The following is a 21,459-nucleotide window of genomic DNA, read 5'->3' as shown; positions in this document are numbered from 1 at the left end:
TGCATTTGAAACAATTTTAAGGTAGATGAGAGATTTATTTGATAGAATCATTGAGAATAAAGGTCCGTTGGGAAAATGGGCATCACAGGCAGAAGGCTATTTTGTATTCCCGAAATTGGATGGACCCATCTCCAATCGAATGAAATTCCAAGGAAAGGATGTAATTACATGGAGTATCAATGACTATTTAGGGCTTGCCAATCTACCCGAAATTAAGAAAGTTGATGGTGATGCTGCCCATGAACATGGGGCCGCTTACCCTATGGGTGCCCGAATGATGAGTGGACATACCGATTACCATGAACAATTGGAACGAGAATTGGCTGAATTTGTCCATAAAGAAGCTTCTTATCTTTTAAATTTTGGTTACCAAGGATTCATGTCGGTCATTGATGCGCTTGTATCCAAAGATGATATCATTGTATACGATGTGGATTGCCACGCCTGTATCATAGATGGTGTTCGACTGCACATGGGAAAACGATTCACCTTTAAGCATAACGACCCCGAAAGTTTGGAAAAAAACTTGGAACGGGCCACAAAACTCGCCAATGAGACCGGAGGTGGTATTTTGGTGATATCCGAAGGTGTTTTTGGAATGAGGGGTGAACAAGGTATTCTCAAGGAAATTGTGGATTTGAAGAAAAAGTTCACTTTCAGGTTGTTGGTAGATGATGCCCACGGTTTTGGAACTTTGGGAAAAACAGGAGCAGGAGCAGGAGAGGAGCAAGGTGTTCAGGATGAAATTGATGTATACTTGGCCACTTTTGCCAAATCCATGGCCGGAATAGGGGCTTTTGTCGCCGCTGATAAAGAAATCATAGAATACTTAAAATACAATCTCAGGTCACAAATGTTTGCCAAGTCGCTTCCTATGGTTTATGTAAAAGGAGCGTTAAAGCGATTGGACATGTTGCGCACCATGCCCGAATTGAAAGCAAAACTTTGGGAAAACGTGAATGCCCTACAAAACGGTCTTCGTGATCGTGGTTTTGACCTTGGAACGACTTCCAGCTGTGTTACGCCAGTATATTTAAACGGTAGTATCCCAGAGGCCATGGCCTTGGTGAAGGACTTACGGGAAAATCATGGAATTTTCTGTTCCATTGTGGTATATCCGGTAATTCCAAAAGGATTGATTCTCTTACGTTTGATTCCAACAGCGACTCATACCATGGAAGATATTGCGGAAACCTTGGATGCCTTTTCATCTATTAGGGAACGACTGCAAAACGGTACCTACAAGCGACTTTCTGCTGCCGTAGCTGCAGCCATGGGTGAGTAAATTTTAATTATTTATCCGTTTTTGAATCACCCCATTTTTTAGTACGGTGTTGATGGATAATGTATTATGGATGGATTCCAACGGATTTTTATCCAAAATCACCATATCTGCAACCTTACCAATTTCTATGGAACCTAAATGGTCTTCAACCCCCATCATTTTAGCAGCATTTAAAGTGCCCATTTTTATGATATCCAGTTTTGGGATTCCGCCCATTTCCATAAGTTGCATTTCCTCATGCAGGCTATAGCCAGGAAAGTTAAAATCATTACCTGTGTCAGTTCCCAAAACCATATTGAACCCTTTACCATACAGATACTGAATATCTTGAACCTGAGGAATGATCCCTTGGGATAAATTGGCACCCTCCATTCCGTATTCCTCTCTCAATCCCATTGCATGCATATTTGAACGTTTCATTAAGTCCGGTGTTATAGCATTGACTTTCTCTTGGTATTCTGGCAGCATTGCATCATTTTCAAACCATTCAGGATGTAAAGGATACAAAAAAGACTTATCTATCATCAAAGTGGTAACCCAAGATGGGTCGCGCTGTATAAACTCTTTTAATAGTTCTACCTGATTTTCATTGGTAGGATCAATGTTTACCCCTGTATAATGAATCAAATTTTGAACACCTGCATTGATGGCCATTTCCAACTCCGTGTTGTCACTAACATGTGCGAATACCTCCATGCTGTATTTGTCCGCTTCTTTAACTGTTTTATTTATGAACTCTTGGGGCATCCGTTCAACAAAAGGCGGGGCTGGCCCATCTTCAATGGTCAGCTTTATTCCAACAATTGGATTTTTGGAAACCCGTTGTACCAATTTTTCAATTTGAACGGTGTCCTTCAAATAGAAAATGCTCTCTCCATCACGCCAATTACTACTAGCATAGGTCTTGGAAGGGTGCCTTCCTTCCATCGTAAAATGCTGGCTCGTATGATAAACTCTTGGTGCTGGAATGGAATCTTGTTCGCCCCGTTCACGCATTTCCGAATAGTACGCATCTGTACATAAACTCCCGCCTGTTATGAAGATAGATGTAACCCCGTAATGCATAAACCTTGGGAAATCCCGGTTATAATCCATGGTATGGGTGTGGCAATCAAACAAGCCGGGGATGAGATATTTACCCGTTCCATCTATATATGTTAAGGCTTCACTGGAAAATTCGCTGTCGATAGCCACGATTTTTCCATTCGTTATTGCCACGGAAACCCCTACTTGCATTGATTTGCCCGTTCCATCAATTACATTGATGTTTGACAGTATCATGTCATAAGGAACTGAAGCTTCAGTTTTGGATTTACAGCCCCAAAGAAGAGCAATGGCAATACTGGCAAAAACGTATTTCATGGTTTACAGTGCTAGTTGGAGGGGGAAGTGCCCTAAATTTCAGCAAATATTCCCAAAAAACAAATGTTCTACCGATTTTTGTAGACAATAAACTATTTTAAACCTTTTCTGTAGGTTCTGCGCCGTTTATGGGTTACTGGATTAAAGTGTTTCCACATCTGCCGAATAGCCACATTGTCCTCTAGCTCAGGGGTACGGATGCAGTTTATAATTCCCTTGTCCTTAAATGTGTGGTAATATTCATTGAAAATGATGGCCGTTACCCCCTTGTTCTGATAGTTGGGATGGATACCGATTAAATAAAAGATAACATCTTTGCTTTCTTTTTTGGCTTTCAACAGATGAAATATTCCTGTAGGGAATAAGTGTCCATTCGCTTTCTGCAATGCTTTTGAAAATGAGGGCATAACAATAGCAAAGGCAGCCAGATTATCATCAGAATCCACCACAAATTTGATGTATTCTGGATTGATGAAACTGATATATTTTTTCTTGAAGTATTCCTTCTGTATATCCGTAATCTTTACAAAAGAGGATAGTTTGGCGTAACTCTCATTAAAGAGGTCGAACATCTTGTCCACCCACGGCATAATTTCTTTGCTGTTCGTAAAGTTCATTTCTCTGAGGCCATACCGCTTTTTCACCAACAAATTGGCTTTCTCAAATAATGCAGGGTCGGCCGCGGCGGCAAGGAATTTGTTTTCCAGATATTCCTTTTCCTTTACAAATCCGTGTTCTTCGTAATGCTTTTGATAGTATGGATGGTTGTACCAAGTAATCATAGTGCCGATATGGTCAAATCCTTCAATAAGGACTCCCACTTTATCCAAATTAGAAAACCCTACAGGACCTTCCATGTATTCCAACTGATTTTCTTTCCCGATTTCAGCTACCTTATCCAACAAAGCTTTGGAAACTTCAAAATCATCCACAAAATCAAACCAGCCAAAACGCATTTTCCGAACTTTTTGTTCGTTCACCTCCAACCAATTGATGATGGCGGCCACACGTCCCACCACTTGATTACCCTTGTAGGCCAAAAAGAAAGCGGCTTCGGCATTTTTAAAAACAGGATTTTTGCTGGCATCAAAGGAGGCCATCTCATCTTTAATGATGGGAGGAACCCAGTATGGGGAATCTTTATAAAGGGAAAAGGGAAATTTTACAAAGCGTTTTAAATCCGCTTTTGATTGGACCTGCTTGATGGTAATCATACATCATTTTTTACAGGTCAATATTAGCAATATTACCTACAGCATAAAAGTATTGGGCGTAAAACTTAGAAGTCAATGGCGTCTTTGTCTTTTTTCTTTCGCTTTTTTGATTTTTTCTTATTGGAATTCCTTTTGATTTTCCCATTCTGATTGCTGCTTTGGGTGTCAATGGTTTTAAAGCTGTCTTTGTGGAAGTCCAAGCGGTAGGAGGCACCAAGCACCACAAATAGGCGGGAAGGGTCGTTTTTAAACCCGGAGCCCATATGAAGATCAACTTGGAAGTTAGGACTGAGCAAACGGGCCACCCCTGTTCGTAAAATGATATCGGAATACCGATCTCCTGATATCCCTTGCCCTTCAAAAAAGATGCTCCACCGTGGGTCTCTAAGGGCATGCGAAAGGGATAGGGCATACCGCCACTCCGGAAAATCGGTGCCAATGCGGTCATACGCCACATTGGAAATAAGGACGAACCTTGGAGATAGCCTACTTTGGGTGGCAATGGCCCCTCGGTAGGAAGTTGTAGGTTCTCCAGGATAAAATGGATTATCACCCAACACAAAATTAACCCCACCATACAAAGAAACTGCAGGGATTAGATTTTTCCATTGGAACAAATTATTGGCTCGCCAGCTGTATAAATTTGGTTTGTTCCGTTCTGGATTCTTGTAGGGATCATAAATAAGATATTTTACACCAAGTCGGTTACGGGAGAAATCTGCTAGTTTCCCTTCAATCCCAAAATCCGGATAGTTAATGTTCTGCTTCATGAAAGACCCTTCCCAGTTGATTTCCAATTCTTCAAAAAGAAATCCGTACCTCAGGGCCATATCGGTTCCAAAAATATTGGAATCTGAATTTAGGTCCACATTGTCCTGTTGTTCATAAAACAACCCCACTTCAGCCTGAACCACATTTTTTCCAACGGCATACGCACTCACAGCCCTACCAGGTCGGTTGGAATTGATAACATCGGTATATTGGGCACTCAAAAAAACAGGCGAAAGCAAGAAAATTAAAAGGGTCTTTTTGAAAAAGGAAAAATCCATATAACTGATTTTAATAGTATTTTAAGATACGTTTGGGCGTTTTATGCTACTTAGAGTGTAATTTTGATACAATAGACTAAGGTTATATGGTTGTACTAAAAACGATATTACTCCTCATATTAGTATACTACGCAGTGAAATTACTGCTGAAATGGTTGGCTCCCAGATTGCTGAACTATGCTGTGAAGAAAACAGAAGAACGATTTGGGCAACAATTTGGCAATTACCAAGATTTTGGACACACTGCCGCCAATGAAGGGGATACAACAATTCACAAGAAACCCACCCAAAAATCCAATCCCTCAAAAAAAGTTGGAGAATACATAGATTTTGAGGAAATTGACTAATATTTGTCTTTTCAAAATCTATCCATGAATCTTTCTCCAAAAGCCATAATCACCCACATTTGTGTCATTGGTTTATTTTTACTTGCGTCTCTGGTATATTTCTATCCTGTTTTGCAAGGCAAGGCCATTTTTCAATCGGATATTGCCCAATATAAGGGCATGGCCAAGGAACGGGATGATTTTAAAGAACTTACAGGGGAAGAATCGTATTGGACCAATAGTGCTTTTGGTGGAATGCCCACCTATCAGTTAGGGGCGAACTACCCGAACGATTATATCAAAAAATTGGACCGCTTAATTCGGTTTTTACCAAGACCAGCGGACTATCTTTTTCTCTATTTCATAGGATTTTACATCTTATTGCTTTGCCTAAAAGTTGACTTTCGGCTAGCGGCATTGGGCGCATTGGCCTTTGGTTTTTCTACCTATTTGATAATCATTTTGGGGGTTGGCCACAACGCTAAAGCCCATGCTTTGGGGTATATCCCCATGGTTTTGGGAGGTATAGTGCTGGTTTTTCGGAAGAAATATCTGCTCGGTTTTATATTGACGGCCTTGGCCATGGCCTTGGAAATTAGTGCCAATCACTACCAGATGACGTATTATTTTATGTTGTTGGTACTTATTTTAGGGTTGGTGCAATTGATTTATGCCATCAAAAACAAGAAACTGAAACACTTTTTCCTTTCGGTCGGAATTTTGATTGGAGCCGTTGCCCTTTCCATAGCGGCCAATGCCACAGGATTACTGGCCACTAAAGAATATGCAGATTGGAGTACCAGGGGAAAATCAGAATTAACCATCAACCCAGATGGAACCCCAAAACAACCATCCAATGGATTGGACAAGGAATATATTACCCAATATAGTTACGGGATAGCGGAATCCCTTAACCTTTTTGCACCTCGCCTTTTTGGAGGTTCAGGGAATGAAGATTTGGGTAAAAACTCCAAAGCATATGAGTATCTGATTGGACAGGGACTTTCACCTACAAAAGCATTGGAGCTATCTAGTGGCCTACCCCTGTATTGGGGAAAACAGCCCATTGTTGCTGGGCCTGCGTATGTGGGTGCCATTGTATTTTTCCTATTTGTATTGGGGCTCTTTTTGGTAAAAGGAAAACACAAGTGGTGGTTGTTGGGCGGTGCCGTTTTGGCGCTTCTGTTGTCATGGGGAAAGAATTTTCCGGCTTTGACCAACTTCATGATTGATTATTTCCCATTGTACAACAAATTCAGGGCGGTTTCTTCCATTCAAGTGGTACTGGAACTTTGCCTTCCAGTTTTGGGAATTTTGGGATTGCGACAACTCTTTAAAAAATCCGTTGATGAATCAAAGAAAACCAAAGCCTTGAAACTAAGTTTTTTCATCACTTTGGGACTTGGTGTTTTCATTTTTCTTTTAAAGGCCTTCTTTGATTTTAATGGTATGCGCGATGAGATGTATCGTGGTTATTTTGGCGATGAATTAATGACCATGATCCAACGTGATAGGGAGGCCGTTTATGTCAGCGATACTATCCGCTCTTTGATATATGTGACTTTGGCCGCCGTCGCCCTATGGTTTTTTGTAAAGGAGAAAATAGGGAAGAATGCTATGGTGCTTATCCTAGGCGGATTATTACTATTTGATTTAGTAGGAGTGGCCCTTCGCTATGTAAATGAGGACGATTTTGTACGTCAGCGTGAAATGAACACACCCTTCCAGGCTAGTCAAATTGATGAAGCTCTTCAACAGGATGATTCGGTTTACCGGGTTTTTGACCCCCAAGAGGGATTGAATGGAGCTCGTACTTCGTATTTCCACAACTCCATTGGGGGGTATCATGCCGCGAAACCTAGAGCTCTACAAAATTTGTTTGAATACCACCTGTACCAGAACAATCTACAGGTGCTTAACATGTTGAATGTAAAATATATTCTTCAACAAGACGAAGAGGGGAACAGTTTCCCTGCTGTAAATGATGATGCCAATGGCAATGCTTGGTTTGTAGAGCAGTTGCTTCCAGTATCTTCTGTCAATGAAGAAATTGAATTGTTAAAAGACTTTGATCCCAAATCCCAAGCTGTGGTCAATACCAAAATGTATCCGCGTTTGACGAAGCTTCGATATGAAACTGATTCCTTGGCTCATATCGATTTAGTGGACTATCGCCCAAATTACTTGAAGTACGAATCAAATAATAGCCAAGATGGATTTGCGGTCTTTTCAGAAATGCACTATCCTTCCGGTTGGAATGCCTATGTTGATGGTACACCAGAACAGCATTACAAAGTGGATTACGCTTTGCGAGGCATGAAAATCCCATCTGGTGAGCACGTGATAGAATTCAAATTTGAACCCCAGATTATTGAAACGGGTAGTCAAATAAGCTTGGCAGCTTGTATTTTGTTGGGATTGATTATTGTTGGCAGTGTTGGCTATTCCTTTGTTCCGAAGAAATCCAAAAAGTCCTGATGCAAAAAGTATTGGTCATAGCATACTATTGGCCTCCGGCTGGGGGACCAGGGGTACAGCGGTGGCTAAAGTTTACCAAATATCTTCCTGAATTTGGATTTCAACCCATAGTCTATATTCCTGAAAATCCCAGTTATCCCATTACTGATGATAAGCTTGTGAGGGAAATCCCGAAGGGTATTCAGATTTTGAAATACCCTATTAAAGAGCCTTATGGATGGGCCAGTATGCTGTCAAAAAAGAAAACAGAGACCATAAGTTCTGGGATTATTCCTGAAAAAGACCCTTCTTTTTTGGGAAAGGTATTGCTTTGGATTCGGGGTAATTTTTTTATTCCAGATGCGCGAAAAAGTTGGGTAAACCCGTCCATTTCCTATTTGGCCAAGATAATTGCTGATGAAGGTATTGAGACCATAATCACGACAGGTCCACCTCATAGCTTACATTTGATAGGATTGGGTTTAAAAGAAAAATATGCTGTTCAGTGGATTGCCGACTTCAGAGATCCATGGACCTCTATTGGCTATCACAAAAAATTGAGATTGTCCAAAGCATCTCAGAAAAAGCACAAGAATCTTGAAAAAGAAGTCTTGACTTCCGCAGATAAGATTGTAGTGACCAGCAATCTGACCAAGCAGGAGTTTGAGTCCATCACAGATAAACCCATTAAAGTAATTACCAATGGCTACGATGATGAGCTAAAACCGGTGCCTCTGGATTCAGGCTTTACGATTTCACATATGGGCTCTTTGTTGACTGGCCGTAACCCCCTTGCGCTTTGGAAGGTCATCCAAGAATTGGTTCAAGAGAATGAAGCATTTAAAAATAAGGTGCAAATCCAGTTGGCCGGGGTAGTGGGGGAAGAGGTGCTGCAATCCATTACCGAATATGGTTTGGAATCCTATGTAAAACCCTTGGGCTATTTATCCCATGACGAAGTCTTGAAGGTTCAGCAAAAATCCCAGGTTTTGCTGTTGCTGGAGATTGATTCGGAAGAAACCAAAGGCATCATCCCTGGAAAACTGTTTGAGTATTTGAATGCCAGACGTCCTATTCTGGCTATAGGCCCGAAAGGATGGGAGGCTGGAGAATTGGTTGCTCAAACCCAATCGGGAAAGGTATGCGTGCAAAATGATGCTGATAGTTTAAAAAATGTACTTTTGGATTGGTTCCAGAACTATCAGAAGGGAGAACTTAATTGTAAATCGGTGGGAGTGGAGCAATTCCACAGAAAAGCGTTGACCGAAAGTTTGGCAAAATTCATCTAATGGGAGTCGTCTTAAAACAATCCATACAGAATGTTGTGGTCACCTATGTAGGGTTTTTGTTCGGCGCAGTGAACACCCTATTTCTGTACACCAAGATTTTGGAGGATGCCTATTATGGCCTTGTAACTTTTATTCTGGCATCGGGTGCTATTTTAATGCCGTTAATGGCTTTTGGAGTACACAATACCATGGTGAAATATTACAGTAATTATGGAGAAAGGGATAAAGATACTTTTTTGACTTTCATGCTCTTGGTACCACTATTAGGAATCATTCCTGTGGCCTTGGTAGGGTTATTTTTTTATGAACCTTTGGGAAATTTGGTTTCCCAAGAAAACCCCATGGTAAAAAATTACCTCTGGTATATCTTTTTTGTGGGCTTGGCCATGGCTTATTTTGAAGTGTTCTATGCGTGGTGCAGGGTACATTTAAAGTCGGTCTTTGGCAATTTTATGAAAGAGGTCTTTGGGCGTATTGGGGTATCCATTTTATTGGTTCTTTTATATTTTGATGTCATTACTTTGGACACATTTTTTAAGTGTTTGGTTGGGCTGTATCTTTTGAGGACGGTCATCATCAAGATATATGCGTATACGTTGCGCTTTCCAAAGTTTGATTTTCATTTACCACACAATACCAAAGAAATCTTATCGTATTCTTTTCTCATTATTTTGGGTGGGTCCGCTGCATTGATACTCTTGGAAATTGACAAGGTGATGCTCAACCAGTTTGTTGATATAGAAAATGTGGCATACTACGGAGTGGCAGTTTACATTGCCACAGTAATCATTGTCCCGTCTAGGGCCATGCATCAAATCACATATCCATTGACTGCCGAACAATTGAATTCAGGAGACCATTCTGGGATGGAGAAACTGTATCAAAAAACGTCATTGACGCTTTTTATTGCTTCGGGGATTTTGTTTGTGCTGATTATTTTGAATTTGAACGACTTGTATTTACTATTGCCCGAAGCTTACCGAAGCGGATATACCATAGTTTTTTTGGTAGGATTGGCCAAGGTATTCGATTCACTTTTGGGGAACAATAACTCTATTTTATACAATTCCCAATACTACAAAACTGTCTTGGTTTTTGGGGTTTGTTTGGCGGCATTGACCATTTTACTCAACTACTTGCTGATTCCTGTTTTAGGCTTGGAAGGGGCAGCTTTGGCCAGTTTTGTTTCTATTTTCATCTTTAATTTGACCAAGTTGTTGTTTGTAAAGCAAAAGTTTGGAATCCAGCCTTTTACCAAGGCCACCTTCAAGGTATTCGGGGTATTGGTGTTGTTGGCGGTATTGTTTGATTTGCTTCAATTTCCATTTCACCCTATTCTGAACATCGTATTGAAATCAGCCTTAATTGTTGTGATGTATGTCGGCATCCTCTATCGATTTGATATTTCTGAAGATGTTACGGGATTTCTTTCAAAATGGCTAAAAAAGAAAACCCCGTAGCGGATAAATCCTACTACGGGGCTAAACAACTAACCAACCTAAAAACTCTCGTTTAATTTTTTCGTGAACTTCTGCTATAACGGGCGCTACTGTTTCCTCTATTGGAAGAAGTTCCTGTGCTTCGTTTGACGGTTGTCCGCTTAGAGCTGCTACTTTTTACAGTTCTCTTGGGGGCATTGCTCCTTTGAACTACAGGCCTACTTGAATTACTCCTTGTTTCGGGTTTCTTGTAGGTGGTTGTAGTACGTGACACCGTTTTACGATTGGGTGTGGAAGTAACCTGTCTTTGGGTAACGGTTTTCCTATCGGGGGTACGTGTTACCTGCTTTTGGGTTACAGTTCTACTACTTCTTGAAGCACCTTCTGATTTTCTATAGGTATTACTTTGCTTTACGTTCCTCTGTGGTGTAGCTTGTCTTTTTACACTACTGTTGGAGCGATACACATTTGGACTTCCTTTTCTGTCATTGTTCTGAGCAACCGATCTATTGCTTCTACCGTAATCTTGGTTTCCACGTCTAATGCTATTGTTGTCACGAACACTTACCCTATTGTCGTTTCTATAGATATTGTCCCTTCTATATCTATTATCGTTTCTGTACACCTTCCCAATTCGGGCATAAGCTCTTCTTTCATTATATCGGTAAGGGGCATAATAGGTATAGCGAACAGGAGCATAATACCTTCTATAGGGTCTGGCATATACATTACAGAATCCAATTGAAGGTCTTATAAAGTACCTGTGGAACGGGCGATATACGTAGTGTCTGTTATAGATATTGATATATCCGGTATAGTGACTAAATACACCACCATTATAGTAGACATGCAATCCCCCAATTCTACGAACCCTACCGTTATTGTACCAGACATTTACGTTACCAATTTGTGAAACACGACCATAATAATCGTAAAAGATAGGCGTGTTTTCAACTTGGATTACGGCTCCGTAGTCATCATATTGCACAAAAGGGTTATAGTTATATCCGGAGTTAAAGGTGATGCCCACATTTCCTATTTGGGCACCGACTCCAACATTTACCCTATTATCCATATAGAAATCGAACTCTCCATCTGGGTATACTGAAAAAGTTACACCATCTTCTACAAAGATGAAGGAATTTCCATATCTAGTGGCTATGGCCACATTATTATCCAATTTGGCTGCTTGGGCACCTATGGTACCGAAAGCGACCGCTGCTATAAAGAGTACTAACTTTTTCATACTACTAGGTTTAAGGTTCTAGATGTACCTATTTACATCCACTCTAGTAATAGCAATCAGCGTGCCAAAAATTGTAAATAACTGATAATCAATACATTTTGATTTGATATTTACTCTTTTATAATAAATACGGACCTTCTATTTAATTCGTGCTTGGCCTCTGGGCATTGAACCCCGTTGGCACATTCATTCAACAACTGGGTCTCCCCGTAACCTTTGGCAGAGAGTCGATGGGAGGCTATTCCTTTATCAATCAACCATTGCATAGTGGCCAAAGCTCTCCTTTGTGATAAGTATATATTATATAAGTCGCTAGATCTGGAATCGGTATGGGATTCAATATGGATTTTTAGTTGTGGGTATTCTTTCATGGCTTCAAGAATTTTGGCCAATTCTACTTCAGCATCGGGTCTTATTTCATATTTTCCATAATCGAAATAGATAGGTTGTAAATCCAACCTACATCCAAGGTCGTTTGGCGGACAACCAGTAGGGGAGAGTTGAATGTCCAATTGTTCTTCTGCTTTATCACCAAGAATTGTTACGGGTTTTTCGGTAGGACTGTATTCCATTTCTTGATGTTCAGCCCTAACGCTGTATTGTTTGTTGCAGTCAACCATATCCTCAAATTGATAAATCCCGTCCATATTGGAAGAGGTCTGGGCAATTTCTTCATTATCATTGTTGAGCAAGGTCACCAATGTCCCACTAACCGGTAACTGGGTCATAGCATCAGTGACCATGCCACGAAGTGTTTGTACTTTGCAGGATTCCCTTACTTTATATATGTTGTCGGAAGCACTTCCATTTGCACCCTCTCTGTTGGAGGAAAGGAAACCAATCTTCTTTTCTTCATCCATTATAAAACCAAAATCGTCACTACTGGAATTGATTGGCTTTTTAAGGTTTGTTATCTTTTTATATGGACCATTCTCCTCCAAAGAAATTGCAAAAATGTCCAACCCTCCCAATCCAAGATGTCCATCACTAGCAAAGTATAGGGTATTTTTGCCACTTATGTAAGGAAATGTTTCCCGGGCTTCCGTATTGATTTCAGGTCCTAGATTTTTAGGGGTTCCATAGCCACCGCCATCCAGAATTTCCACGTACCACAAATCAGATTTCCCAAAGCCACCTTTCCTATCTGAAGAAAAATAGAGCCGTTTTTCATCAGGGCTTAGGGTAGGGTGGGCCGTGGCGTAGCCATCATTGTTTATGGGCAGTTCGGTTACATTGGTCCAAGCCCCGTCTTTGTTTTTTATCGCCTTATAGATTTTTAGCGTGATTTCCCTGTTCTTGTTTTTCTTTTTTTTGCCATCCAGATAGTTGTTTCTTGTGAAATAGACGGTCTTTCCGTCTTTGGTAAAAACAGGAGTTGATTCATGGTAAGGGGTATTGATGTCTCCACTGATTGAAATGGGATTGGATAGGTTGTACTCCTCGTCCAACTCGGCTTCGTAAAGGTCTAAATATTTCAACCCTGTCCATTCATCGGTTTTGTTTCCTGTGGGTTTTTTGGAAGAGGAAGCATAAACCAGTTTATTTTGGTAAAAAGAGGGGCCAAAATCTGAACCGGACAAATTATGGGTGATGTTTATGACTTCAAATTTTTCCGAAACAGTATCCACCAAACTGTCCAGACCCGGGTAACTTTTGATAAAATTATTAGCAAGATTGGTGGTTGATGAAAGCGAGGAAAACATACCCATCATTCTTTTGGATTGATAATAGTCCCCAATACTTTTATAGGTTTGAGCCGCCCTGTAGTAGTATTCAGGTTCCAACTCATTGGGGTAATTATCAATCAACTTTTTGTACCACTGGGCGGCATCAGCATATTCACCATTAAAGTAGTAGGTGTCCCCAAGGTTTTTATAGACTTGCGCTGACTGATATCCGTTTTTAACCACCTTTAAGTAGATTTCACGGGCATCGATATAGGCATAGGCATCGAACACCTCGTCTGCTTTTTTGATGTTACTTTTTTGTCCGTGTACTACCAATGCAAACAGACCCAGGTATAGAAAGATTATGGAAAATTTTATAGGCATTTCATTCAATTTTAAAAGAACCTTGGGGTAAGGACCCTATCCAGTCTATTGAAGACATCAAACCGAATAAAGACCTCATAGGAGCCATTGCTGTAATCTTCAATAGCGGTGGATTGATAATCATAGGCCACCCCTGCAAAAATGGACCTTGAAATTTGGAAACCAGCCAAGGCACTTATGGAAGCGTTCCAACGATAGGATGCTCCAAGTGCCAGCTTCTCATGGATTAGAAAATTGGCAGACATGTCCCATTGCAAAGGAGCACCGCTTACGAACTTGGCAAGGGTTGCTGGTTTGAATTTTAGGTTTTGACTTAAATCAAAAACATAGCCCATGATGTAGAAATAGTGCAATCGTTCAACGGCTATGTTGTTTAAGCTCTCGTCCTGTAACGAGCTTTCATCAAAGTGTTTTGAGTTTAAGAAATTTGGAACAGACACTCCAGCATAAAATTTCTCGGTACGATAATAGATTCCGACACCCACTTGAAGGTTCAATTTTTGATCTATGTTATTTTGAAAAGCAAAGTCGTTGGGATTGGAGAGTTCCAATCTACTATAATCTACATCCAGCATATCTACTCCTGCCTTTAGCCCAAAGGATAGTTTGCTTATGGTATAAGGAGCCAAATTAATGGAATAGGAATAGTCCACTACAGCATTGGATTCTATGGCCGGACCGATTTGGTCATGGACAATGGACATACCCAATCCCATATTTTTGTAAAGTCCCGTTGGGAAATTTACGGTAAATGTTCCCGTTTGTGGGGCGCCATCCAAGCCTACCCATTGGGTACGCCCCAAAACGCCAAAACTGAGAACTTCCCTAGACCCGGCATAAGCGGGATTTACAATTTGGGTGTTGTACATGTATTGGGTATACTGGGGGTCTTGTTGGGACAATCCTGAATGCATCGTAAAAATTATAATAATTAGGTATGCCCATTTCGTTTTTTGTATGTTAACTATCATTTCCTGATCTGTAGGTTGTTTTTGAAGTTGTTTTGAGGAGATTAGTCCTGATTGATATAGAGGTATCCGGTATAGCTTTCTTTGCCAGGGTTATTATTTCCATGGAAGGTGAGCGTATAAAAATAGGTACCACTTGGAAGCTTTCTATCTTTTGCAACAGTGACCTCACTATCGGAATGACCTGTGAACTGTTTATTACTTAAACCGTAACCATCCACCTCAAAGACCAAGACGCCCCATCTGTTAAATACTTTTAAAGTATTATCAGGATAATTTTCTATGCCATCTATTTGAAAATAATCGTTGACACCATCCCCATTGGGGGAAATACCATTAAAGATTTTAAAGTCAGAATCTGGATTGATGCATGTGTTGACCACGGTCATTACAATTTCATCTGAGCTAGTAATAGGGTTATTGGTGAGTACCTCCAAAGCTGATACCGTAGCTTGATTGGTGACTTCTCCATCAGCTATGTTTTGCTGGGTAATGGAATAAAGAGCCTCAAACATCCAGGTCTCATCTACAGAAATTACTTGGTCGCCATTACTATCACTCCCTGGCAAAGGTCCCAGAATATCTGTTTGCTCCAAAAGAGGATCTTCCAGTAATATCTGGTACAAGTTGATAGCACCCGTGTTTTCAACAGTAAAGGAATACTGAATAGATTCCGCACATCCATCCCCGTCTTGATCTACAAGTACCCCAGTTTTTAGTAGTTCAATTCCAGCGCGCGCCACACAGGCACCGGCAATCGAGGTAATGGTATCATCATCTTCATCAAAAGAGTTATTATCAGAATCGTCTGTAACCGCAATAGTGGTTCCAAGCTCAACAGCACTTACCTGCGCTCGATTTATAACCTGCCCTGCTATACTATCCTGTTCCGAAATGGGATATAGGGCTTGGTAGGTCCATGTTTCACCAACAGAAAGAAAGGTATCGCCATTAATGTCATTTCCGGGCAAAGGACCTTCTATAGAACCTGGCCCCAGTTTAATATCATTGAGAACCACATCTTGAAGAATGATTGCTCCGGTGTTTTTTACCGTAAACGTATAGCTGATATTTTCAGGGCAACCATCCCTATCTACATCCACCAATTCATTGCCAGCAGTTTTTATGAGTCCAATGGATGCTTCTGCGATACATGCTCCAGAAACATTCGTATTCACAACATCAGAACTGTCACCGATTGTAGTATTTGTTTCTGATTCGATAGCTGTAACCGAGGCTTGATTGGTTATGGTCACATTATCTATATCGGCTTGCGTGATAGGGTAGATGGCCTCATAGATCCATGATTCACCACTAGAGAGTGTCTGGTCATTACTTGAATCGTTCATAGGTCCATTGATTGGCACTGTCAAGTCTGTATCTGTGAGTACGATTTGCGTGAGATCCACCACCCCAGTATTCGTTACCGTGAAGGTATACTGAATACTTTCAGGGCAGTTATTTCCGTCCAAATCCTCCAGCACGCCTACCTTTGTCAATTCAATGCCAGCAGCAGCGCAGAAATTGTTATCTAATTGTAGGGTAATTTCATCCATATCCGTTACCGAGTTATTTGTGTTCTCAACATCGGCAGTGACGTTGGCTTGATTGGAAACCGAACCAAAATCCATATCGGCCTGTGTAATCAGATAGGGTACCTCGTAGACCCATTGCTCTCCAACAGAGAGCACCTCATCATTGTTGACATCTCCTTGTGGCTGTACGGTTATTTCTCCTCCAAGATCAGGATCGTTTAGCACTACATTTACCAAAGAGGAAATACCTGTGTTTTCCACCATAAAGGTGTAGACCAATCTCTCAAAACAGCCATCATTATTCGTATCCTCCCAGCCTGGGCCGATAAGTGTCTTTATAAGTTGTATGGCATCCGTTGGCGCGCAGGCATTGTTCCCGTTCAGGTCGGTGACGACCTGCACCTGGTCGGATACGTTGTTGTTGGTGCCCTCCTCGGTGGCCGCCACATCGGCTATGTTGGTGACCGAACCGGTGTCGATGTCGTTCTGGACGAGCTGATAGTCGGCCTGGTAGGTCCATACCTCGCCCGGTGACAGTATGCCGGGGGTGTTGACATCCCCCTGTGGGTTGTTGACCTGTCCCGCGATCTTGTCGTCGGTGAGCAGGATGCCCTCAAGGTTGACCGTCCCTGTGTTCTCCACGGTGAAGTTGTAGCGTATGATCTCGTTGCAGCCCGAACCGTTGAGGTCCTGGAAGCTGTCCACGGTCTTTATGAGCTGAATGGCGGCGGCAGGTGCGCAGGCATTGTTCCCGTTCAGGTCGGTGACCACCTGCACCTGGTCGGATACGTTGTTGTTTGTGCCCTCCTCGGTGGCCGCCACATCGGCTATGTTGGTGACCGAACCGGTGTCGATGTCGTTCTGGACGAGCTGATAGTCGGCCTGGTAGGTCCATACCTCGCCCGGTGACAGTATGCCGGGGGTGTTGACATCGCCCTGTGGGTTGTTGACCTGTCCGGCGATCTTGTCGTCGGTGAGCACGACGTCCTGCAGGTTGACGGTCCCTGTGTTCTCCACGGTGAAGTTGTAGCGTATGATCTCGTTGCAGCCCGAACCGTTGAGGTCCTGGAAGCTGTCCACGGTCTTTATGAGCTGAATGGCGGCGGCAGGTGCGCAGGCATTGTTCCCGTTCAGGTCGGTGACGACCTGCACCTGGTCGGATACGTTGTTGTTTGTGCCCTCCTCGGTGGCCGCCACATCGGCTATGTTGGTGACCGAACCGGTGTCGATGTCGTTCTGGACGAGCTGATAGTCGGCCTGGTAGGTCCATATCTCGCCCGGTGACAGTATGCCGGGGGTGTTGACATCCCCCTGTGGGTTGTTGACCTGTCCGGCGATCTTGTTGTCGGTGAGCAGGATGCCCTCAAGGTTGACCGTCCCTGTGTTCTCCACGGTGAAATTATAGCGTATGATCTCGTTGCAGCCCGAACCGTTGAGGTCCTGGAAGCTGTCCACGGTCTTTATGAGCTGGATGGCGGGTGCGGGCGCGCACTCGTCCCCGTTGAGGACCGTGTTGATCGTATCGCCGGCGGTGACCAGTACGTTGTTTATGGGGTCCGTGGCCTCGACATCGGCGATGTTGGTGACCGAGCCGGTGTTGATGTCGTTCAGTACCAGGGGATAGTCGGCCGTATAGGTCCATATCTCTCCCACGGCCAGGGTCTGGTCGTTGTCCATGTTGCTCACCGGCACTGTGTTTACCTGTCCGCCTATCTTGTCATCGCTCAGCACGACGCCCTCAAGGTCGAAGTCCCCGGTGTTCTCCACGGTGAAGGTGTAGCGTATGGCATCGTTGCAGTTGTCGTTGCCCACAAGGTCCTGGAAGCTGTCGAAGGCCTTGGTGAGCTGGATGGCGGGTGCGGGCGCGCACTCGTCCCCGTTGAGGATCGTGTTGATCGTATCACCGTCTGTGACCAGTACGTTGTTTATGGGGTCCGTGGCCTCGACATCGGCGATGTTGGTGACCGAGCCGGTGTTGATGTCGTTCAGTACCAGGGGATAGTCGGCCGTATAGGTCCATATCTCTCCCACGGCCAGGGTCTGGTCGTTGTCCATGTTGCTCACCGGCACTGTGTTTACCTGTCCGCCTATCTTGTCATCGCTCAGCACGACGCCCTCAAGGTCGAAGCCCCCTGTGTTCTCCACGGTGAAGGTGTAGCGGATGGCATCGTTGCAGTTGTCGTTGCCCACAAGGTCCTGGAAAGTGTCGAAGGCCTTGGTGAGCTGGATGGCAGGGGTGCAGGCACCTAAGGTGGAGGTGATGGTAGGTCTGTCATTGTCATAGTCGGTATGATCAGAATCATCAAAAATGGGATTGTCGCTAATTACTTCTTGGGCGGTGACCCGGGCTTGATTAATAACCTCCGTATCAGCTATATTCTGTGCTGTTAAGTCATATTGAAACACGTAGGTCCATTCCTCATTGGCGGAAAGGACACCTTGGGTGTTGGTATCTGTGCTTTGGATGAGTCCAGTGATTTCGCCACCCAAACCAGCATCCGTAAGTATTACGTTATCAAGGTCAATGGTTCCTGTATTGGCTACGGTAAAGGTGTATTCAATGGTATTGAGACAGCCATTTCCACTGTCCACCAAAACCCCTGTTTTTATGAGTCCAATCCCAGCTTCTGCCGGGCAGGCACCTACGGTGGAAGTGACGGTAGGTCTATCCTGGGCATAATCAGAAGGGTCAGAATCGTCAGTAACTTCAATGCTGGTACCCCATTCATTTGCGGTGACCTGAGCTTGATTGATGACTTCCGTGTCAGTGATATCCTGATCACTGAGGGAATAGAGCACTTCGTACGTCCATTTTTCACCAATGGAAAGAATCTGGTCATTGTTATCGTCACCCTGTAATGCTTCATATTGGGTTATGGGTCCGCCAAACAAAGCATCATTGAGTTCAACATTTTCAAGGGTTATAGTGCCTAAATTTTCTACATCAAAAAAGTAGCGGATGGTTTCGTCGCACCCATCGTTGTCCAAATCTTCCAAGTTTCCTAAAGGCACTCTTTTAAGGAGACCAATACTGGAGGAAGCTTCGCATACGGTTTGATTAAAAACAGTGACGGTCTCACGATCTTCATCGTTGCTGGTATGGTCCGATAAGTCGGATATTGGACTATTATCGTTCAAGGCGATGGCGGTAACCTGGGCTTGGTTGGTAACTTGTCCGTCCAATTCATCTTGAGCTGTAATGGGGTAGAGTGCTTCATAAGTCCAGCTTTCCCCTACAGAGAGCACTCCGTCACCGCCAATATCATTTTGGGGTCCCGTAATCGGTGCTTTGAGTGGTGTATCAATCAGGTTTATCTGTCCCAAATCAATGCTTCCTGTGTTGGTCACCGTAAATTGATAGTCTACCGTTTCTGGGCAACCGTCATTATCTAAATCCAACAGTGCTACAATAGGGGTTCTTTTTATAAGCCCAATACTGGCTTCTGCGGCACAGGCATTGATGGGTAAAGGGGTAGTAATCTCGTGCAAGGCAGAAACTTGATTGTTGGTGCCCTCTTCATAGGCAGTAACTTCTGCCTGGTTGGTGACCTCTCCGTCGGAGACATTCTGTAGGGTTAGGGAGTAGTTGGCCTGATAGGTCCAGCTTTCACCCACAGAGAGTATGCCATCACTGTTGGCATCCGTAAGGGGCAAGGGGCCATTTATTGGGCCACCTAATATATTGTCATTAAGCACTACATTATCCAGGTTTGTGCTCCCAGCGTTAAGCACTTCAAAGTTGTAGCGTATGGTCTCTACGCAGCCGTTGTTGTCCAAATCCAAATAGTCTGAGATGCCTACAGATTTGACCAATGCTATATTTGGTACGAGACAGGCTGGTACAATAGTAGGGTCATGTTCATCATAACTGGTATCATCAGAATAATCAAATAAGAATATGCCCATATTTTCTAATTCAGCTTGTACAAGCGCTCGATTGGACACAAAACCGGCATCATAATCGGCTTGGACCAAATTATAGTTTGCTTCATAGGTCCAGGTTTCTCCTGGATCTAGAATTTCATCCCCATTACCATTGTTGGTACGGTTGGCGATTTCTCCGCCCAACATATCATCTGTCAATAGGATATTTTCAAAAGGAGCCGGGCCAAGATTTTGTACATAAAAGGTGTATAGAATGGATTCGTAGCAGTTATCCGCATTATTATCTGTAGGAACGGCTTCTTTGATGAGTCCTATACGGACAGCATCATCAAGACATGTATCATCATCAAAAATGGTGGTAGTAATGTCGTCATTGCCAGTCCCACTCCCAAATGTGCCACCACCACCACTTTGGCCACCACCATCAGAAGGATCGAATACTTCTATGTTTTGAACCACGGTTTCTGCCGTAACCTCGGCTTGGTTATAAATAAATCCGACTTCTTCAAATTCTGCAGAATAACAGGCTTGGTATTCCCACTCTTCCCCAGGACTTAGTATACCATCGTTCCCAGCATCAAATCCCGGAATGGGGCCAGGGACCTCACCTCCCAACTTTTGATCGACCAAGACAACATTGTGCAAACTAATGTTCCCTATATTTCTTACCCTAAAGGTGTATAAATAGTTCTCAGAACAACCGTTAAGGTCCAGATCTAAATAATCCCAGTACTTAATTAGCCCAATGCTTGGGTTTTGACATGCGGATAGATCTACAATAGTAGGACCATCTGCATTTGGGTCTGATGGGTGGGAGTCATCCCCAACTGAAATGCCTTGACCTTGTACATCTGCACTAACATTGGCTTCTAGTTCACCAAAACTGCCATTTTCTAGTTCAGTTTGTGTAATGGGGTAATTATACACAAACGTCCAGGTTTCCCCGGGAGAAAGAATTCCATCACCACCTACACCACCTGTATCCCCAGAATAATCCAATGAACTAGGACCAGCAATTTGTCCTCCCAGGTCCGGATCTATAATAACTACATTGATAAGGGCTTCCGCATTGGTACTTTCATTGGTTATGGTATAGGTAAAGGGAATTTCGCTACAATCGCTTCCATCAAACGTAGGTGCAGATTTTATAAGGGATATGCTGGGAACATACATGTCTGCCCCTGCCTTGGATGTTGTAGGAGAATGGGCAAGATCTGGGCTCTGGCCATAATGATACTTTATATATGTATCATCAATCCAAAGATTGAAAATGAGAGCGGACAGAAAAACCGTGGAAGCAAATACTGCCACATTTTTTATGCTTTTTATTGAAATAAAGTCAAAGACCATAGC

Annotated in this window: 12 protein-coding genes; 5 read left to right on the top strand and 7 right to left on the bottom strand. The window is 42.9% G+C overall.

What is annotated here, in order from left to right; genetic code table 11:
• The first annotated feature begins 25 nt into the window (after positions 1-25).
• The gene (locus J0X14_RS13735; protein ID WP_207098369.1) at positions 26-1,285 is read left to right on the top strand and encodes an aminotransferase class I/II-fold pyridoxal phosphate-dependent enzyme; all 1,260 of its coding nucleotides are present in this window, start codon (positions 26-28) and stop codon (positions 1,283-1,285) included.
• Between the two features lie 3 nt (positions 1,286-1,288).
• On the opposite strand, the gene J0X14_RS13730 is transcribed toward J0X14_RS13735, so the two are convergent.
• The 3 genes from J0X14_RS13730 to J0X14_RS13720 form a co-directional block, all read right to left on the bottom strand.
• Positions 1,289-2,647, bottom strand: a complete 1,359-nt coding sequence (locus J0X14_RS13730) for an amidohydrolase family protein (protein ID WP_207098368.1) — start codon at positions 2,645-2,647, stop codon at positions 1,289-1,291.
• A 92-nt stretch (positions 2,648-2,739) separates the two neighbouring features.
• Positions 2,740-3,861 carry a GTP cyclohydrolase gene (locus J0X14_RS13725; RefSeq protein WP_207098367.1) on the bottom strand — a complete coding sequence of 374 codons (1,122 nt, stop codon included), beginning with the start codon at positions 3,859-3,861 and terminating at the stop codon, positions 2,740-2,742.
• Between the two features lie 65 nt (positions 3,862-3,926).
• Positions 3,927-4,910 (bottom strand): transporter, encoded by a 984-nt coding sequence (locus J0X14_RS13720; protein ID WP_207098366.1) that lies wholly within the window; start codon positions 4,908-4,910, stop codon positions 3,927-3,929.
• Between the two features lie 86 nt (positions 4,911-4,996).
• Between J0X14_RS13720 and J0X14_RS13715 the strand changes: the two genes are divergently transcribed.
• Genes J0X14_RS13715 through J0X14_RS13700 form a run of 4 tightly spaced genes read left to right on the top strand, consistent with a single transcriptional unit; the run spans position 4,997 to position 10,442 of the window.
• Positions 4,997-5,257 carry a DUF4834 family protein gene (locus J0X14_RS13715; protein WP_207098365.1) on the top strand — a complete coding sequence of 87 codons (261 nt, stop codon included), beginning with the start codon at positions 4,997-4,999 and terminating at the stop codon, positions 5,255-5,257.
• Between the two features lie 24 nt (positions 5,258-5,281).
• The gene (locus tag J0X14_RS13710) at positions 5,282-7,714 is read left to right on the top strand and encodes a YfhO family protein (protein ID WP_207098364.1); all 2,433 of its coding nucleotides are present in this window, start codon (positions 5,282-5,284) and stop codon (positions 7,712-7,714) included.
• Positions 7,714-8,982 carry a glycosyltransferase family 4 protein gene (locus tag J0X14_RS13705; protein ID WP_207098363.1) on the top strand — a complete coding sequence of 423 codons (1,269 nt, stop codon included), beginning with the start codon at positions 7,714-7,716 and terminating at the stop codon, positions 8,980-8,982. The genes J0X14_RS13710 and J0X14_RS13705 overlap by 1 nt, the downstream gene beginning before the upstream one ends.
• A complete protein-coding gene (locus tag J0X14_RS13700; RefSeq protein WP_207098362.1) occupies positions 8,982-10,442 on the top strand; it encodes a lipopolysaccharide biosynthesis protein in 1,461 nt (486 codons plus the stop codon). The genes J0X14_RS13705 and J0X14_RS13700 overlap by 1 nt, the downstream gene beginning before the upstream one ends.
• 52 nt (positions 10,443-10,494) lie before the next feature.
• Here the strand turns inward: J0X14_RS13700 and J0X14_RS13695 are convergent, their stop codons facing one another.
• The 4 genes from J0X14_RS13695 to J0X14_RS13680 form a co-directional block, all read right to left on the bottom strand.
• The gene (locus J0X14_RS13695) at positions 10,495-11,667 is read right to left on the bottom strand and encodes a hypothetical protein (RefSeq protein WP_207098361.1); all 1,173 of its coding nucleotides are present in this window, start codon (positions 11,665-11,667) and stop codon (positions 10,495-10,497) included.
• Between the two features lie 110 nt (positions 11,668-11,777).
• Positions 11,778-13,718 carry an OmpA family protein gene (locus tag J0X14_RS13690; protein ID WP_207098360.1) on the bottom strand — a complete coding sequence of 647 codons (1,941 nt, stop codon included), beginning with the start codon at positions 13,716-13,718 and terminating at the stop codon, positions 11,778-11,780.
• 11 nt (positions 13,719-13,729) lie between these two features.
• The gene (locus tag J0X14_RS13685; RefSeq protein ID WP_207098359.1) at positions 13,730-14,689 is read right to left on the bottom strand and encodes a type IX secretion system membrane protein PorP/SprF; all 960 of its coding nucleotides are present in this window, start codon (positions 14,687-14,689) and stop codon (positions 13,730-13,732) included.
• A 41-nt stretch (positions 14,690-14,730) separates the two neighbouring features.
• Positions 14,731-21,417 (bottom strand): gliding motility-associated C-terminal domain-containing protein, encoded by a 6,687-nt coding sequence (locus J0X14_RS13680; protein WP_207098358.1) that lies wholly within the window; start codon positions 21,415-21,417, stop codon positions 14,731-14,733.
• Positions 21,418-21,459: the final 42 nt, after the last annotated feature.

This window comes from Allomuricauda sp. CAU 1633 (assembly GCF_017313225.1).
GTDB lineage: Bacteria > Bacteroidota > Bacteroidia > Flavobacteriales > Flavobacteriaceae > Flagellimonas.
This window is presented reverse-complemented; position numbering and strand designations above follow the sequence as displayed.

Coding starts and splice junctions, on each gene's coding strand:
- J0X14_RS13735 (WP_207098369.1), top strand. CDS start 26: ATGAGAGATTTATTTGATAGAATCATTGAGAATAAAGGTCCGTTGGGA.
- J0X14_RS13705 (WP_207098363.1), top strand. CDS start 7,714: ATGCAAAAAGTATTGGTCATAGCATACTATTGGCCTCCGGCTGGGGGA.
- J0X14_RS13685 (WP_207098359.1), bottom strand. CDS start 14,689: ATGATAGTTAACATACAAAAAACGAAATGGGCATACCTAATTATTATA.
- J0X14_RS13690 (WP_207098360.1), bottom strand. CDS start 13,718: ATGCCTATAAAATTTTCCATAATCTTTCTATACCTGGGTCTGTTTGCA.
- J0X14_RS13710 (WP_207098364.1), top strand. CDS start 5,282: ATGAATCTTTCTCCAAAAGCCATAATCACCCACATTTGTGTCATTGGT.
- J0X14_RS13695 (WP_207098361.1), bottom strand. CDS start 11,667: ATGAAAAAGTTAGTACTCTTTATAGCAGCGGTCGCTTTCGGTACCATA.
- J0X14_RS13730 (WP_207098368.1), bottom strand. CDS start 2,647: ATGAAATACGTTTTTGCCAGTATTGCCATTGCTCTTCTTTGGGGCTGT.
- J0X14_RS13725 (WP_207098367.1), bottom strand. CDS start 3,861: ATGATTACCATCAAGCAGGTCCAATCAAAAGCGGATTTAAAACGCTTT.
- J0X14_RS13715 (WP_207098365.1), top strand. CDS start 4,997: ATGGTTGTACTAAAAACGATATTACTCCTCATATTAGTATACTACGCA.
- J0X14_RS13700 (WP_207098362.1), top strand. CDS start 8,982: ATGGGAGTCGTCTTAAAACAATCCATACAGAATGTTGTGGTCACCTAT.
- J0X14_RS13720 (WP_207098366.1), bottom strand. CDS start 4,910: ATGGATTTTTCCTTTTTCAAAAAGACCCTTTTAATTTTCTTGCTTTCG.